Genomic DNA, 13,805 nt, shown 5'->3' on the forward strand with positions numbered 1-13,805 from the left:
GATAGGCCGACGACGCGGCCCTGAAGGCTTTAATGGGCACCCGCATTCATTGCAGGTGCCTTTTGCTGTTTAGCTGGCGACGATGTTGACCAGTTTTCCTGGTACTACGATCACTTTGCGAATCGTCAGGCCTTCGGTAAACCGCAGCACGTTTTCATTGATGCGGGCTGCCGCTTCAATCTCTTCACGGCTGGCACCGGCTGGCATGTCGATGTGACCGCGCAGTTTGCCGTTGACTTGAATAACCAGTTGCAAGGTGTCTTGAACCAGCGCGCTTTCGTCGAGGGTTGGCCAGGCAGCGTCGATGATGGCGCCGGCATGGCCCAGCTGGTTCCACAGGTCATGGCTGATGTGCGGCGTGATAGGCGCAAGAATCAGTGCAACGGTCTCGAGGCCTTCTTGCAACAAGGCACGATCTTGCTCGGTGGCCTGCGGGGCTTTTTCGAGCACGTTCATCACGGTCATGACCTGAGCGACGGCCGTGTTGAATTTGTGATGAAGACCGACGTCCTGGCTGGCTTGCTTAATTGCATGATGGATCGCACGGCGAACAACTTTTTGCTCGTCATTGAGGCTGGCGATGTCCAGTGTGCCGGGCAGGCCCTGGCCAACATGGTGGTAAGCCAGACGCCAGACACGCTTGAGGAAGCGGTGCGAGCCTTCAACCCCTGAGTCGGACCATTCCAGGCTCGCATCAGGTGGCGAAGCAAACATCATGAACAGGCGGCAGGTGTCGGCGCCGTACTGTTGAATCATGTATTGCGGGTCAACGCCGTTATTCAGCGACTTGGACATTTTCTGCGTGCCACCGATCTCGACCGGCAAGCCGTCAGTCTTCAGCTTGGCACCAACGATTTTGGCTTTGGCATCACGTTCGATTTCAACATCGTCCGGGTTGAAGTAGTCCTTGCCGCCGTTGTCCAGCGTACGGAAGTAGGTCTCGGCAACCACCATGCCCTGAGTGAGCAGGTTCTTGAACGGCTCATTGGAGCTGACCAGGCCTTCGTCGCGCATCAGTTTATGGAAGAAGCGCGCGTACAGCAGGTGCAAGATCGCGTGTTCAATGCCGCCGATGTATTGATCAACCGGCAGCCAGTGGTCAGCCGCCGATTTTTCAACCAGGCCGCCTTCATAGTGCGGCGAAGCGTAACGGGCGTAGTACCACGAGGACTCGACGAAAGTGTCCATCGTGTCGGTTTCGCGTTTGGCCGGAGCGCCACATTTAGGGCAGCTGCATTCGTAAAAATCGGGCATGCGGGCCAAGGGCGAACCTGCACCGTCGGGTACGACATCTTCTGGCAGGACGACAGGCAATTGGTCTTCGGGCACCGGAACATCACCGCAGGTATCGCAGTGTACGATCGGGATCGGGCAACCCCAGTAGCGCTGGCGGCTGATGCCCCAGTCGCGCAGGCGGAACTGGGTGCGCGACTGACCCAGGCCTTTGGCAGTCAGGGCTGCTTCGATGGCGTCGAAGGCTGCCTGGAAGTCCAGGCCGTCAAATTCACCGGAATTGATCAGCACGCCGTGTTCGTTGTAAGCATCCTGCCACGGGGCTGGCGTTTCTTCGCCAGCGCTGGTGCGCACGACCGCTTTCACCGGAAGGTTGTACTTGGTCGCGAACTCGAAATCGCGTTCGTCGTGTGCCGGTACGGCCATCACAGCGCCATCGCCGTAATGCATCAACACGTAGTTGGCGACCCATACCGGAAGTTTTTCGCCGGTCAGCGGGTGCAGCACGAACAACGAGGTCGGCAGGCCCTTTTTCTCTTGGGTGGCCATATCGGCTTCTGCAACGCTGCCGCCCTTGCATTCAGCGATAAAGGCTTGCAGCTCAGGGTTGCCTTGCGCAGCCAGTGTGGCCAGTGGGTGTTCGGCAGCCACGGCCACGTAGGTCGCGCCCATCAGGGTGTCGGGACGGGTGGTGAACACCTTGAGTGCGCCGGCTTCACCGATCGAGGCTTGGTCGTAAGGGAACTGCACTTCCATGCCGCGGGATTTGCCAATCCAGTTGCGCTGCATGGTCTTGACCTGCTCCGGCCAGCCGGGCATGTCATCAAGGCCTTCAAGCAGTTCATCGGCGTAAGCCGTGATCTTGAAGTAGTACATCGGGATTTCGCGCTTTTCGATCACCGCGCCCGAACGCCAGCCGCGGCCGTCGATCACTTGTTCGTTGGCCAGAACGGTCTGGTCCACCGGGTCCCAGTTCACGGTGCCATTTTTGCGGTAGATCACGCCTTTTTCGAACAGGCGAGTGAACAGCCATTGTTCCCAGCGGTAGTAATCCGGCTTGCAGGTGGTGATTTCACGCGACCAGTCAACGGCCAGCCCGAGGCTGCGCAACTGGGTTTTCATGTAAGCGATGTTTTCGTAGGTCCACTTGGCCGGGGCGACCTTGTTTTTCATCGCGGCGTTTTCTGCCGGCATGCCGAACGCATCCCAACCCATAGGCTGCAGAACGTTTTTACCGAGCATGCGCTGGTAGCGGGAGATCACGTCGCCGATGGTGTAGTTGCGCACATGCCCCATGTGTAGCTTGCCGCTTGGGTACGGGAACATCGATAGGCAGTAATAGGTTTCTTTGCCTGGATCTTCGCTGACTTCGAAGGACTTTTGGTTGTCCCAGAATGATTGGGCGGCGGCTTCTATTTCACGGGGCTGATATTGTTCGTGCATGGCTACTTGTACTAATAAAGGGTGGCCTAATCCTCTTCAACATACTCAGGCGTTTGCGCGCCCGGTCAGGTTGGAGCAGGGGTTACAGGAAGTTCCGTAGCATACATGACCCCACTCTATCGAGGGAAACCTTGATTGCCTCATGGCTCCGTTGGTCGCAGCACTGAACCTGTTTTTGAAGCACAGCTAAGCTATCCGGGGGGAGGATATAATTCCTTAGTGTGAGGTGGACGGATGGCAGAGATGCAACGAACCGCTATAAAAACGCAGGTGTACGAGCGGCTGATTGATCGTTTGAGTGTGGCTCTTGATTCAGCAAGAACGGCAGTGCAATTGCGTAATGAGCACCCTGTCGATTTGGAATTGCGTGGTTTGAGTCGTGCCGAGTTAGAGTTGATCAATGTGTATTTGAACCGGATAGGGCGTGAGGCTGATGTACGCCCCAACAGCAGCATGAGTGCGCAAGAAGCCCCTTATAAAGCCAAGGTCATCTGGCTCAAAGACAGGGTGCAGCAAAGTAAGGGTGCTTGAGCATACCAATCACACCCTTGTTGAAAATCGTATACCCGCGTGTGTTTCCCGGGTTGATGCAGCAGGCGTGAGCGTTCAATTGTGGTCAGTCCTGTTGATGTGTCCCTTCAGCCCCCTTAGGCTTCGGGCATCTGTGGAGATGCTCGATGCCTATTCGATATGTTGTTAAACACCTTCTATTACCGCCCGGTCTTTTTTTGCTGCTACTGGTGCTTGGCCTGTGGTTGATGTCTTCGCGTCCGCGTATTGCGGTCGCTTTATTTGTATTGGCGGTGGGCGGCTTTTGGCTGATGAGTTTGCCGGTGATGGTGCAATGGTCTGCGCGGCTCATGGAGCGTTCGCCCGTTCTCGCTACAAGCGAGTGGTCAACGCTGGCAGCGCGAGCGGATGCGATTGTCGTGCTGGGTTCAGGGCGTCAACGTCAAGATCCGGCATGGCGCAGCGATCAGCCCACCACGCTCGGGCTGGAGCGCCTGCGTTATGCGGCCAGATTGGCCAAGGCATCGGGTCTGCCAGTATTGACCAGCGGTGGTTTGCACTATGGCGCACCGCCGAGCGAGGCCCAGATCATGGCTGATTCGCTGCGTGATGATTTTGGCGTGACAGTGCGCTGGAAAGAGGAGCAGAGCCGCACGACGTGGGAAAACGCGCAAATGACGGCTGGGGTGCTATTGCCTCAAGGGATCAGGCGTGTGGTCGTGGTCACCCAGGCCTGGCACATGCCGCGCTCGGTGTGGAGCTTTCAGCAGGCAGGATTTGAGGTGGTGCCTGCGCCGGTGGGGTTTTTGGCTGTGGATAGTGCGCTGCCGATGGGCGGCTGGATGCCGGAGGCGTTAGCCTTTTGGCAGAACGGGCTTTTGCTCAACGAGGCGGCGGGGCAGGTGGCTTATCGGTTTATTTACCGATGAGCTGAAGATCAAAAGCCCCTCTCCCAGAGGGAGAGGGGCTGTCCGTGCGCAAGCTCAACCATCACCGCCAATCTGCTCCCTCTCCCTCTGGGAGAGGGTTGGGGTGAGGGTTGTTATACCGTCTTGGCAATCCGGCTGGTCACCAGCGCCCAACCCATTAACAAGCAACACAAAATAGCCAGCGGCCATGAGCGCCATTGCAGGTAGGGCGTCAGGTTGTGCATGGGCACCACTTCGCCATACATGATCGCGCGCTCGAACTGCGGTATTTGCGTGGTGATTTGGCCATACGGATCAATCAACGCCGTAACGCCGTTGTTGGTTGCCCGGATCATCCAGCGTCCCGCTTCGAGTGCGCGCATCTGTGCCATCTGCAAGTGTTGCAACGGGCCAATCGAGGTACCAAACCAAGTGTCGTTACTGATGGTCAGCAAAATATCGCTTTGAGCCGCAAGACCGGCCACGAAGTCGGGGTACACCACTTCATAACAAATCAGCGGTGCAATCTGATAGCCCTTGGCTTGCAGCATGGGCTGATCAGCCGGGCCGCGAGCAAAGTCCGACATGGGCAGGTCAAAGAACGCGATCAATCCGCGCAGCACATCCTGTAAAGGCACGTACTCGCCAAATGGCACCAGCTTCTGTTTCAGGTAATTGCCATCCGCCTCACCGACCGCTGTGATGCCGTTGAAGTAGCGCGCCACATGGTGCACGTCCTCACGTATCGGCACGCCGGTAATCAACGCTGAATTTCGATCAGCCGCGAACCGGCTCATCATGCCCAGGAACCCTTCAGCATTCTCTTTCAGTATCGGAATCGCGGTCTCTGGCCAGATGATCAGGTCAACGCGTTTGGAGCTCAATGTCATGTCGCGGTACAGCGCCAGCTGGGCATTGAGCTGTGCCGGGTCCCATTTCATGCTTTGTTCAATGTTGCCCTGAATAGCGGCCACGCTGAGCGGATCGCCCGACGGGCTTGTCCATGCGTGATGTTTAAGCACCATGCCAACGCACCAAGGGCCAATCAGTAACACCGCGCCCGCGAATATAAAGGCTTTGCGTTTGGCCTGAATCAAGCGAGGCAGGTTGCACAGCAGGGCTGCGGTCAATGCGAGGGTGAACGAAATCAGCCACATGCCGCCCAGCGGTGCGAGCCCGGCAAGTGGGCCGTCGAGTTGGCTATAACCCGAGTAAAGCCACGGGAAACCCGTCAGGAACCAGCCGCGAAACATCTCCTGGGCCACCCACAGAGCCGCAAACGCCAAGGTGTCTGCCAGCGGGGCTTCGTTGCGACGTATCCAGCGCGCCCAAACCCAGGCGGGCAGGGCAAAGAACCAGGCGATTGCTGCGGTGAAGGCCAGCATCAACAAGCCTGCCAGCAGTACGGAGGCGCCGCCAAAGTTATGGATGCTGTAGTAAATCCAGCTGGTGCCGGCACCGAACAGGCCAAAGCCGAAGCACCAGCCCCGGCCCAGCGCCTGCTTGGGCGACAATTCGCGCAAGCCCAGGTAGAACATGGCCAGAGCAACCAGTGCCAGTGGCCATATATCGAAAGGCGCCAACGCCAAGGTGGTCAGTGCGCCGGCCACCACGGCCAGCAGGTTACCGGGCCAGCCGGGGGAGGTTATCCAGCGCATTTCAATCCTTGGGGTTGGGAGGTTTAGCGGGTGATAGGCGTCAGTCGAATCAAGTGAATCCGGCGGCTGTCGGCATTGAGGATGCGGAAGCGATAAGGACCGATTTCAGTGACTTCATTACGTTTTGGCAGGTGCCCGAACGCGCTCATGACCAAGCCACCTACCGTATCGAACTCATCGTCTGAGAATTCGCTGTCGAAGAACTCGTTGAAGTTCTCGATAGGGGTCAGGGCTTTGATCAGGAAATCTCCGCTTGGCAGCGGTTTGATGTAGCTGTCTTCTTCTACGTCGTGTTCGTCTTCGATGTCGCCGACGATCTGTTCAAGCACGTCTTCGATGGTCACCAGACCGGCCACACCGCCGTATTCGTCAATCACGATGGCCATGTGGTTATGGTTGGCACGAAACTCACGCAACAACACGTTCAGGCGCTTGGATTCCGGGACGAAAGTCGCCGGGCGCAGCAAGTCCTTGATGTTGAATTTATCGCCGTTTTCTTGAAGGATCAGCGGCAACAGGTCTTTAGCCAAAAGGACGCCCAAGACGTCATCATGGCTTTCCCCGATCACTGGATAGCGCGAGTGCGCAGCATCAATGATCGACGGGAGAAATTCGCGGGGTGTCTGGGTCGCCTTGATGCTGATCATCTGCGAGCGCGGAACCATGATGTCCCGTACTTGCAGGTCAGCCACTTGAATGGCGCCTTCGACGATGGCCAGCGCTTCACTGTCCAACAGTTTGTTCTGGTGTGCTTCGCGCAGCAGCTCAAGCAGCTCCTGGCGGTTTTTCGGCTCATGGGCAAAGGCCTGGGTCAGTTTACCTAACCATGACTTTTGCCCGTTGCTCGATCGGTCTTCGCTCATAGCGATTTACTCGTATCCCTTGGTTGTTTCAGTGGGTGTTATTCAGTGTCGTCGTCAGCGTACGGGTCTGGATGACCCAATTCGGCAAGCAACGTTCGTTCCAGCGCTTCCATTTCTTCGGCTTCGTCATCTTCTATATGGTCGTAACCCAGAAGATGCAAGCAACCGTGAATCACCAGGTGAGCCCAGTGAGCTTCAAGTGCTTTACCCTGTTCAGCCGCCTCGCGTTCAACCACGGCGACGCAAATCACCAGATCGCCCAATAACGGGATATCGAGAAACTCATCAGGCACGTCGGCCGGGAAGGACAGCACGTTGGTGGCGTAATCTTTCTGGCGCCACGTGTGATTTAACTCACGGCCTTCAGTTTCGTCTACCAGACGAATGGTCATTTCTGAATCAGCTGTGCGCTGGCGCAAAGCCAGTTCGCACCATTGCCGGAACTGGGCTTCGCTGGGGGCAGTGGCGTCGGTCGCCAGTTGCAGGTCAAGCTCAAGCATCTTTGCGGTAATCCTTGGCAGCAGGCAGTGCGGCGAGCTTGTCAGCGGCTTCCTGTTCATAGCGCCCGTAGGCTTCGACGATGCGCTGCACCAATGGGTGACGCACGACGTCTTTGGACTGGAAATGGGTAAAGCTGATGCCGGGCACATCCTTCAGCACTTCGATGACGTGATTAAGCCCCGATTTCGTGCCTTTTGGCAGGTCGATCTGGGTGATGTCACCGGTAATCACAGCCGTAGAACCAAAGCCGATACGGGTCAGGAACATCTTCATTTGCTCAACGGTGGTGTTCTGGCTTTCGTCGAGAATAATGAAGCTGTTGTTCAATGTGCGCCCGCGCATATAGGCCAGCGGTGCCACTTCGATGATCTGGCGCTCAATCAGCTTGGCTACGTATTCGAAACCCAGCATTTCGTACAACGCGTCATAAAGCGGGCGCAGGTACGGGTCGATTTTTTGCGACAGGTCGCCGGGCAGGAACCCCAGCTTCTCGCCCGCTTCAACCGCTGGACGCACCAGCAGGATGCGGCGGATTTGCTCCCGTTCTAGGGCATCGACGGCGCAGGCCACGGCCAGATAGGTTTTACCCGTACCGGCTGGGCCAATGCCGAAGTTGATGTCGTTACCCAGAATCTCTTTGACGTAGCGCTGCTGATTGATACCGCGGGGGCGAATCATGCCCTTTTTGGTGCGCAACGAAACGCTGGCTTCAGCCACCGGGTTACTGGCGAGGTCTTCTACGGCAGATTCTTGCAGAAACAGGTGCACCATGTCCGGCGAAAGCTCAGAGGCTTGCGTTTCGCGGTACAGACGGCGCAGCAGGATTTCTGCGGAAGAAGTCAGTTTGGGGTCGCCAATCAGTTCGAATTGATTACCGCGATTGCGGATTACGATCGTGAGGCGTTGTTCGATCAAGCGTAAGTGCTCGTCGAATTGCCCGCACAGATTGGCGAAACGGCGAGCCTCAAACGGCTCGAGAAGAAAACGATGTGGTTCGATGGGTGCGTTCAAGGTCGTATTTAGCCGCCCTTAGGCAATTAAGATGAATTGAAGGATAACGCTAGCAGGTCATGGGCGAAAGGGTTTACTGAGGCGACAGTAAAACCTGTAGTCGCTGGCGCAGGCTGCGAACGTCCACGCAGTGGACGCACGTTTTTCAGGGCTGAAGATCCTGGCGGATCTTATCGCAGCCTTCGGCAGCGGCTTCAGGTCAATTCAGCAATGAACCCCGCAACGAGTGCGGTTGCGCCGCATCGATGTGCACGTCGGCAAACTGCCCGATCAGTTGCGGATTGTCGCAGCGGAAGTTGACGATGCGGTTGTTCTCGGTCCGGCCTTGTAATTCGCCGGGGTCTTTTTTCGAATAATCGGTGACCAGAATCCGCTGAGTGGAGCCCACCATTTGTCGGCTGATCTCAAAACCTTGCTGATTGAGACGATGTTGCAGGGCGTTCAGGCGTTCTTTCTTGCGCTCTTCCGGGGTGTCATCAGTCAGGTCGGCTGCGGGCGTGCCCGGGCGTTGGCTGTACACAAACGAATAAGAGAAATCGAAACCAACGTCTTCAATCAGCTTCATGGTCTGCTCGAAGTCTTTTTCAGTCTCGCCCGGGAAGCCGACAATAAAGTCAGAGCTGATGCAAATGCCCGGCACGGCCGCACGCAGTTTGCGCAGCTTGGATTTGTACTCCAGTGCCGTGTGGTTGCGCTTCATGGCCGATAGAATGCGATCCGACCCGGACTGCACCGGCAAATGCAGGTGCTTCACCAGCTCAGGCACCTCGGCATGTGCCTGGATCAGGCTGTCGGAGAACTCCAGCGGGTGTGACGTGGTGTAACGAATGCGTTCGATCCCGTCGATGGCCGCGACCACACGAATCAATTCGGCAAGATCGGCCAAACGACCGTCTTCGGTCAAGCCGCGATAACCGTTGACGTTCTGCCCCAGCAACGTGACTTCACGCACACCGTTTTCAGCCAGGTGAAACACTTCTGCCAGCACGTCGTCGAACGGACGGCTGACTTCTTCGCCTCGCGTGTACGGCACTACACAGAATGTGCAGTACTTGCTGCACCCTTCCATTACCGAGACGTAAGCACTGGGTCCGTCAATACGAGGTTCTGGCAGGTGGTCGAATTTTTCGATTTCAGGGAACGACACGTCCACTTGTGGCAGCTTGGTGATGCGCGCGGCGTCGATCATTTCAGGCAGGCGGTGCAGGGTTTGCGGGCCGAATACCACGTCAACGTAGGGCGCCCGGTCACGGATGGCGGCGCCTTCCTGGCTGGCAACACAACCGCCAACGGCAATCACCATGTCCGGGTTGGCCAGTTTCAGTTCGCGCCAGCGGCCCAATTGCGAATACACACGGTCTTGGGCGCGTTCGCGGATCGAGCAGGTATTGAGCAGAATGACATCCGCGTCTTCAGCGCGCGCCGTGACTTCCAGGGCTTGATGTTCACCCAGCAGGTCGACCATGCGTGAGCTGTCGTACTCGTTCATCTGGCAGCCGTGGGTTTCGATGTAAAGCTTCTTGGCCATGGGTGTTCATCAAGTGATTCAAAGAACCGCGCATTATAGGGGGCATGGCCTTTGCTTCCTAGCGTTGTGCGTCTGGTGGCTATGCTATAGTTCGCGCCCTCTTTTATATCCTCAGATGTTTACCCGCCCACCATGACCAAACGTGACGCTCCAATCTACAAGGTGATTTTCCTTAATCAGGGCCAGGTGTTCGAGATGTACGCCAAGCAGATCTATCAAAGTGATCTGTGGGGGTTTCTGGAAGTGGAGGAGTTCGTCTTCGGTGAGCGTACGCAAATGGTCGTCGACCCGAGCGAAGAAAAGCTCAAGGCTCAGTTCGAAGGTGTGGTGCGCAGTTTTGTACCGATGCACTCGATTGTGCGCATCGACGAAGTGGAACGACTGGGCACCCCGAAAATCAGTGAAGCCCGTGGCGTCAGCAATGTGATGCCATTTCCGTTTCCGATGCCCGAGAAGTGAGTAAGCCAGTCTATAAAAGCGTCAGTCAGGCTGGGCAGTAGATAGTTTTTAGCGGGTGGCCTATCAAGGCAACGGCGAAAACGGCGAACGCCCGTCGGCTGATTGCAGTTCAAGCAGGTATTTGCGGAAGATCTGTCCCAGCACCTGGGTCGCGGTTTCGAGCTGGTCGCGGGGCATTTGCTCTGCCACCTGATCCGCTGTGTCCAGTGCCTCTTCGGCGCCATTGACGGCCGCCATCTTCAATACGATATACGCCTGAATGTTATTGGCCGGTACACCTTCACCCTTGAAGAACATCGTGCCGAGCTGGTATTGGGCCATGGCGTGACCTTGCAAGGAAGCCTGCTCGAAGTAGCTCAAGGCTTTATTGAGATCGCGGGGAGTGTTTTTGCCGTCGTAATAGAACTCGCCCAACTCGTATTCAGCTTCAGCATCTCCGGTTTTGGCGGCTGCTTCGCAGGCGGCCATCGCCTCAGCCAGGTTTTCTGGCTGTGTATCGAGGGTGCAGCGACCCATTGCCGGAATCAACAACGAGTTACCGCCAGCCTGGACAAGCAGCGGCTGCAGGAGCAACAGGCAGCCCAGTGCAAGGGCGCGGCCGGTGCGGTTCATGAGATTCGACGTACCTCTGAAAGGGGGGCAAGTACAACCAAGGGGTTTAGGCGCGCATTATGAAATAAGCAGAGGCAACCTTACAAAGTCTTTACTCGTTTTTCTGCTGCCTGACCGAGATATCCGTTGATTTAAGACGATTTTGGACGGGTGGCGTAATTGAATGAGCCATTAACCGCCTAAAAAGCCGGCAAGGACGAAAATCCTTGCCGGTTTCACGTCTTATTTCAGCGCGGCGAAGGCACGCTCGGCCGCGTCGAGGGTCAACTTCAGCTCGGTGTCGCCGTGGGCAATCGAGGTGAAACCCGCTTCAAAGGCGCTAGGGGCCAAGTACACCCCGCCTTCCAGCATCAGGTGGAAGAAACGCTTGAACAGGTCTGCATCGCTGGCCATCACATCGTCAAAGGTAACAATGTCATCGGCGCCGCTGAAATACAGGCCGAACATGCCACCGGCCTGGGTGGTGACAAATGGAATACCGGCCGCATCGGCGCGTTGTTGCAGGCCGTCTAGCAGGCGCGTGGTGTAGTCGCTCAGCTCGGCATGAAAGCCCGGGCGGCTGATCAAGCGCAAGGTGGTCAGGCCGGCAGCCATGGCCAGTGGGTTACCCGACAGGGTGCCTGCCTGATAAACCGGGCCCAGCGGGGCAATGTGCTGCATGATTTCGCGTTTGCCGCCGAAGCAGCCGACTGGCATGCCGCCGCCGATGATTTTGCCGAACGTGCTCAGATCGGGCGTCACACCGTAGTGCGCTTGAGCACCGCCCAACGCGACACGGAAGCCCGTCATCACTTCGTCAAAAATCAGCACCGCGCTATGTTTGTCGCACAGACTGCGCAGACCTTGCAGGAAGCCCGGCGCGGGCGGTACGCAGTTCATGTTGCCCGCGACGGGCTCAACGATGATGCAGGCGACGGTGTCGCCCACTTCGCTCAGCAGTTTTTCAACGGCGTCGAGGTCGTTAAAGGTAGTGGTCAGGGTGTGCTTGGCGAAATCAGCAGGTACACCCCCTGAGCTGGGAACGCCCTGAGTCAGTGCGCCAGAGCCGGCTTTGACCAACAAGCTGTCGGAGTGGCCGTGGTAACAGCCTTCAAACTTGAGAATATTGTCGCGGCCGGTAAAGCCACGTGCCAAGCGGATGGCGCTCATGGTGGCTTCGGTGCCGGAGCTGACCATGCGGACCATTTCCATCGACGGCACAATCGAGCACACCAGGTCGGCCATCTCGGTTTCCATGGCAGTTGGCGCGCCGTACGACAGGCCGTGCTCCAGTTGCGCACGCACAGCGTCCAGTACATCCGGATGGCTGTGGCCCAGAATCATCGGGCCCCACGAGCCGACATAATCAACATAGCGCTTGTCGTCTTCGTCGGTGACGTAAGCGCCTTCGGCGTGCTTGAAGAACAGCGGTGTGCCGCCCACGCTTTTAAACGCGCGAACGGGCGAGTTGACGCCGCCTGGGATGTGTTTCTGGGCGTTGGCAAACAAGGTTTCGGAACGAGACATGATGGGCTCTCTCTGAATCAGGATTCGGTATTAAATAGACAGCAATTGGTTGAATGCCTTGGCGCGGCGAGTCACTTCCCGAGTGCTGTCAGCACCGAACAGGCCATGCACCACGGCCAGTAAATCGGCACCGTGGGCGACCAGGGGCGCGGCATTTTCGAGGGTGATACCGCCGATTACACAGACTGGCAGTTTAAGCTGCGATCGAGCCTGGTCGAGCACGTCGAGGGTCGCAGTCGGGGCGCCGGGTTTGGTGCTGGAATTAAAGAAGCGACCGAAGGCGACATAGCTCGCGCCTTCTTTGGCAGCCTGCTCGGCCAGATTAATCTGACTGTGACAGGTCGAACCGATGATCGCCTTGGGGCCGAGCAGTGCGCGGGCCGGGGTCAGCGGGCCATCTGTCTGGCCAAGGTGCACGCCAACGCCCAGACGAGCTGCCAGCTCGGCATCATCATTGATGATCAACCGGGTGTTGTAACGCGCGCACAAATCGCGCAAGGCCTCGGCTTCACGCAGTCGACGGGCTTCATCGCTGCTTTTATCGCGGTACTGCAACAGGGTAAGACCGCCTTCAAGGGCCGCCTCTACATAGTCGAGCAGTTTGCCAGCGAGCAGCTGGCTATCAGTGATTGCGTACAGGCCTCGCAAGGTCATAGGTCGAGCCTCTCGCGTTACGAACAGAAATCCAGTGGCAGGCGACGGGGCACAAATTGTCCCTGGCCCAATTGCTCGGCATCACGCAGCGTGCGCCACGTGTAGTTGAGCGCAGTTTCGACGGCGCTGACCAGGTTTTCACCGATGGCCAACCGACCGGCCAGCGTACTGGCCAGTGTGCAACCCGAGCCGTGGTAACTGCCGGGCAAGCGATAGCAGGTAAACGTGTGTCGGCTGCCGTCGCGGCTGTACAAGCGGTTATGGACTTCATGTTCGTCACCGTGGCCGCCGGTGATCAATAAATGTTTGCAAAAGGGCAGGAGCTTTTCCGCGCACTCGTCGGCACTGCCGTCAGGCAGTTCGGCGAGAATCCGGGCTTCGGGCAAGTTTGGCGTGGCAATAGTGGCCAAGGGCAGCAGGCGCTCGCGCATGGCGAAACCCACTTCGTCCTTGCCCAGACGTCCCCCGCCGCCAGCGCGCAGGACCGGGTCGCAGACCATCGGCAGATGCGGGTTGGCTTGCAGCAAGTGGACGACGGTGTCGACCATTTCCAGTGAGCCGAGCATGCCCAGCTTGACGGCCGCAACGCAGGAGTCGGTGAGTACGGCATCGGCTTGCGCCAGCACCCACTCGCGATCCAGCACACGGAAATCGCGCACATTGACTGTGTTCTGCACAGTCAATGCGGTGATGACCGGAGCGGCGTGACAGCCTTGAGCCAGCAGGGCTTCGATATCTGCCTGCAAACCGGCACCCCCACTGGGGTCATGGCCGGAGAGACAGAGGACAACGGGGCGAGAACTGTAGATATTCATGGTGCGCGAGCTTACCACCAAACGGTTTTTTCAGGCGCGTTGGCCGATGCCTGATGCATAGAGCGCGCTCAATCAGAAGTGGGCGTTTTGCCACTATCTTTCAT

General features: G+C 57.5%; 13 protein-coding genes. 3 read left to right on the forward strand and 10 right to left on the reverse strand.

Translation table 11 applies throughout. The annotated features are described in order from the left end of the window. Positions 1 to 69: 69 nt before the first annotated feature. Positions 70 to 2,676: a leucine--tRNA ligase gene (leuS, locus tag ACI7MX_RS15580; RefSeq protein ID WP_405590002.1), complete on the reverse strand. Its 2,607-nt coding sequence runs from the start codon at positions 2,674 to 2,676 to the stop codon at positions 70 to 72. 234 nt (positions 2,677 to 2,910) lie between these two features. On the opposite strand from leuS, the gene ACI7MX_RS15585 reads away from it, so the two are divergent. Both ACI7MX_RS15585 and ACI7MX_RS15590 read left to right on the forward strand, forming a co-directional pair. Further along, complete coding sequence (locus ACI7MX_RS15585; RefSeq protein WP_314489603.1) at positions 2,911 to 3,207, forward strand: hypothetical protein; 297 nt, start codon at positions 2,911 to 2,913, stop codon at positions 3,205 to 3,207. 146 nt (positions 3,208 to 3,353) lie between these two features. Then, positions 3,354 to 4,115 (forward strand): YdcF family protein, encoded by a 762-nt coding sequence (locus tag ACI7MX_RS15590; protein ID WP_405590006.1) that lies wholly within the window; start codon positions 3,354 to 3,356, stop codon positions 4,113 to 4,115. Between the two features lie 113 nt (positions 4,116 to 4,228). On the opposite strand, the gene lnt is transcribed toward ACI7MX_RS15590, so the two are convergent. From lnt to miaB, 5 genes are all read right to left on the reverse strand, one after another. After that, positions 4,229 to 5,752: an apolipoprotein N-acyltransferase gene (lnt, locus tag ACI7MX_RS15595; RefSeq protein ID WP_314489601.1), complete on the reverse strand. Its 1,524-nt coding sequence runs from the start codon at positions 5,750 to 5,752 to the stop codon at positions 4,229 to 4,231. A gap of 23 nt (positions 5,753 to 5,775) precedes the next feature. Further along, positions 5,776 to 6,615: an HlyC/CorC family transporter gene (locus ACI7MX_RS15600; protein ID WP_153378967.1), complete on the reverse strand. Its 840-nt coding sequence runs from the start codon at positions 6,613 to 6,615 to the stop codon at positions 5,776 to 5,778. Positions 6,616 to 6,653: 38 nt separating this feature from the next. Next, positions 6,654 to 7,115, reverse strand: coding sequence for an rRNA maturation RNase YbeY (ybeY, locus tag ACI7MX_RS15605; protein ID WP_405590011.1), 462 nt, complete (start codon positions 7,113 to 7,115; stop codon positions 6,654 to 6,656). After that, the gene (locus tag ACI7MX_RS15610) at positions 7,108 to 8,127 is read right to left on the reverse strand and encodes a PhoH family protein (RefSeq protein WP_153378969.1); all 1,020 of its coding nucleotides are present in this window, start codon (positions 8,125 to 8,127) and stop codon (positions 7,108 to 7,110) included. The genes ybeY and ACI7MX_RS15610 overlap by 8 nt, the downstream gene beginning before the upstream one ends. 199 nt (positions 8,128 to 8,326) lie before the next feature. Continuing rightward, on the reverse strand, positions 8,327 to 9,655 hold the full coding sequence (gene miaB, locus ACI7MX_RS15615) for a tRNA (N6-isopentenyl adenosine(37)-C2)-methylthiotransferase MiaB (protein ID WP_314489596.1): 1,329 nt from the start codon (positions 9,653 to 9,655) through the stop codon (positions 8,327 to 8,329). A 132-nt stretch (positions 9,656 to 9,787) separates the two neighbouring features. Here miaB and ACI7MX_RS15620 point away from each other — a divergent pair, with 132 nt between their 5' ends. Further along, entirely contained in the window at positions 9,788 to 10,114 is a 327-nt protein-coding gene (locus ACI7MX_RS15620) for a DUF1820 family protein (protein ID WP_122783210.1), read from the forward strand. 63 nt (positions 10,115 to 10,177) lie between these two features. Here the strand turns inward: ACI7MX_RS15620 and ACI7MX_RS15625 are convergent, their stop codons facing one another. The 4 genes from ACI7MX_RS15625 to ACI7MX_RS15640 all read right to left on the reverse strand — a co-directional run bounded on the left by ACI7MX_RS15625 (position 10,178) and on the right by ACI7MX_RS15640 (position 13,701). Continuing rightward, positions 10,178 to 10,726 (reverse strand): tetratricopeptide repeat protein, encoded by a 549-nt coding sequence (locus ACI7MX_RS15625; protein WP_405590016.1) that lies wholly within the window; start codon positions 10,724 to 10,726, stop codon positions 10,178 to 10,180. 222 nt (positions 10,727 to 10,948) lie between these two features. After that, positions 10,949 to 12,232, reverse strand: coding sequence for a glutamate-1-semialdehyde 2,1-aminomutase (hemL, locus tag ACI7MX_RS15630; protein ID WP_405590019.1), 1,284 nt, complete (start codon positions 12,230 to 12,232; stop codon positions 10,949 to 10,951). A 30-nt stretch (positions 12,233 to 12,262) separates the two neighbouring features. Then, positions 12,263 to 12,886: a thiamine phosphate synthase gene (gene thiE / locus ACI7MX_RS15635; protein ID WP_405590022.1), complete on the reverse strand. Its 624-nt coding sequence runs from the start codon at positions 12,884 to 12,886 to the stop codon at positions 12,263 to 12,265. A 17-nt stretch (positions 12,887 to 12,903) separates the two neighbouring features. Further along, on the reverse strand, positions 12,904 to 13,701 hold the full coding sequence (locus ACI7MX_RS15640) for a hydroxymethylpyrimidine/phosphomethylpyrimidine kinase (RefSeq protein WP_314489588.1): 798 nt from the start codon (positions 13,699 to 13,701) through the stop codon (positions 12,904 to 12,906). Positions 13,702 to 13,805: the final 104 nt, after the last annotated feature.

Origin of the sequence: Pseudomonas sp. 2024-210, from assembly GCF_045062345.1 — a bacterium.
Classification (GTDB): domain Bacteria; phylum Pseudomonadota; class Gammaproteobacteria; order Pseudomonadales; family Pseudomonadaceae; genus Aquipseudomonas.

What these genes read in the sequence shown, in the direction of transcription:
- leuS (WP_405590002.1), bottom strand. Translation starts at nt 2,676, where the DNA reads ATGCACGAACAATATCAGCCCCGTGAAATAGAAGCCGCCGCCCAATCA.
- ACI7MX_RS15585 (WP_314489603.1), top strand. Translation starts at nt 2,911, where the DNA reads ATGGCAGAGATGCAACGAACCGCTATAAAAACGCAGGTGTACGAGCGG.
- ACI7MX_RS15590 (WP_405590006.1), top strand. Translation starts at nt 3,354, where the DNA reads ATGCCTATTCGATATGTTGTTAAACACCTTCTATTACCGCCCGGTCTT.
- lnt (WP_314489601.1), bottom strand. Translation starts at nt 5,752, where the DNA reads ATGCGCTGGATAACCTCCCCCGGCTGGCCCGGTAACCTGCTGGCCGTG.
- ACI7MX_RS15600 (WP_153378967.1), bottom strand. Translation starts at nt 6,615, where the DNA reads ATGAGCGAAGACCGATCGAGCAACGGGCAAAAGTCATGGTTAGGTAAA.
- ybeY (WP_405590011.1), bottom strand. Translation starts at nt 7,115, where the DNA reads ATGCTTGAGCTTGACCTGCAACTGGCGACCGACGCCACTGCCCCCAGC.
- miaB (WP_314489596.1), bottom strand. Translation starts at nt 9,655, where the DNA reads ATGGCCAAGAAGCTTTACATCGAAACCCACGGCTGCCAGATGAACGAG.
- ACI7MX_RS15620 (WP_122783210.1), top strand. Translation starts at nt 9,788, where the DNA reads ATGACCAAACGTGACGCTCCAATCTACAAGGTGATTTTCCTTAATCAG.
- ACI7MX_RS15625 (WP_405590016.1), bottom strand. Translation starts at nt 10,726, where the DNA reads ATGAACCGCACCGGCCGCGCCCTTGCACTGGGCTGCCTGTTGCTCCTG.
- hemL (WP_405590019.1), bottom strand. Translation starts at nt 12,232, where the DNA reads ATGTCTCGTTCCGAAACCTTGTTTGCCAACGCCCAGAAACACATCCCA.
- thiE (WP_405590022.1), bottom strand. Translation starts at nt 12,886, where the DNA reads ATGACCTTGCGAGGCCTGTACGCAATCACTGATAGCCAGCTGCTCGCT.
- ACI7MX_RS15640 (WP_314489588.1), bottom strand. Translation starts at nt 13,701, where the DNA reads ATGAATATCTACAGTTCTCGCCCCGTTGTCCTCTGTCTCTCCGGCCAT.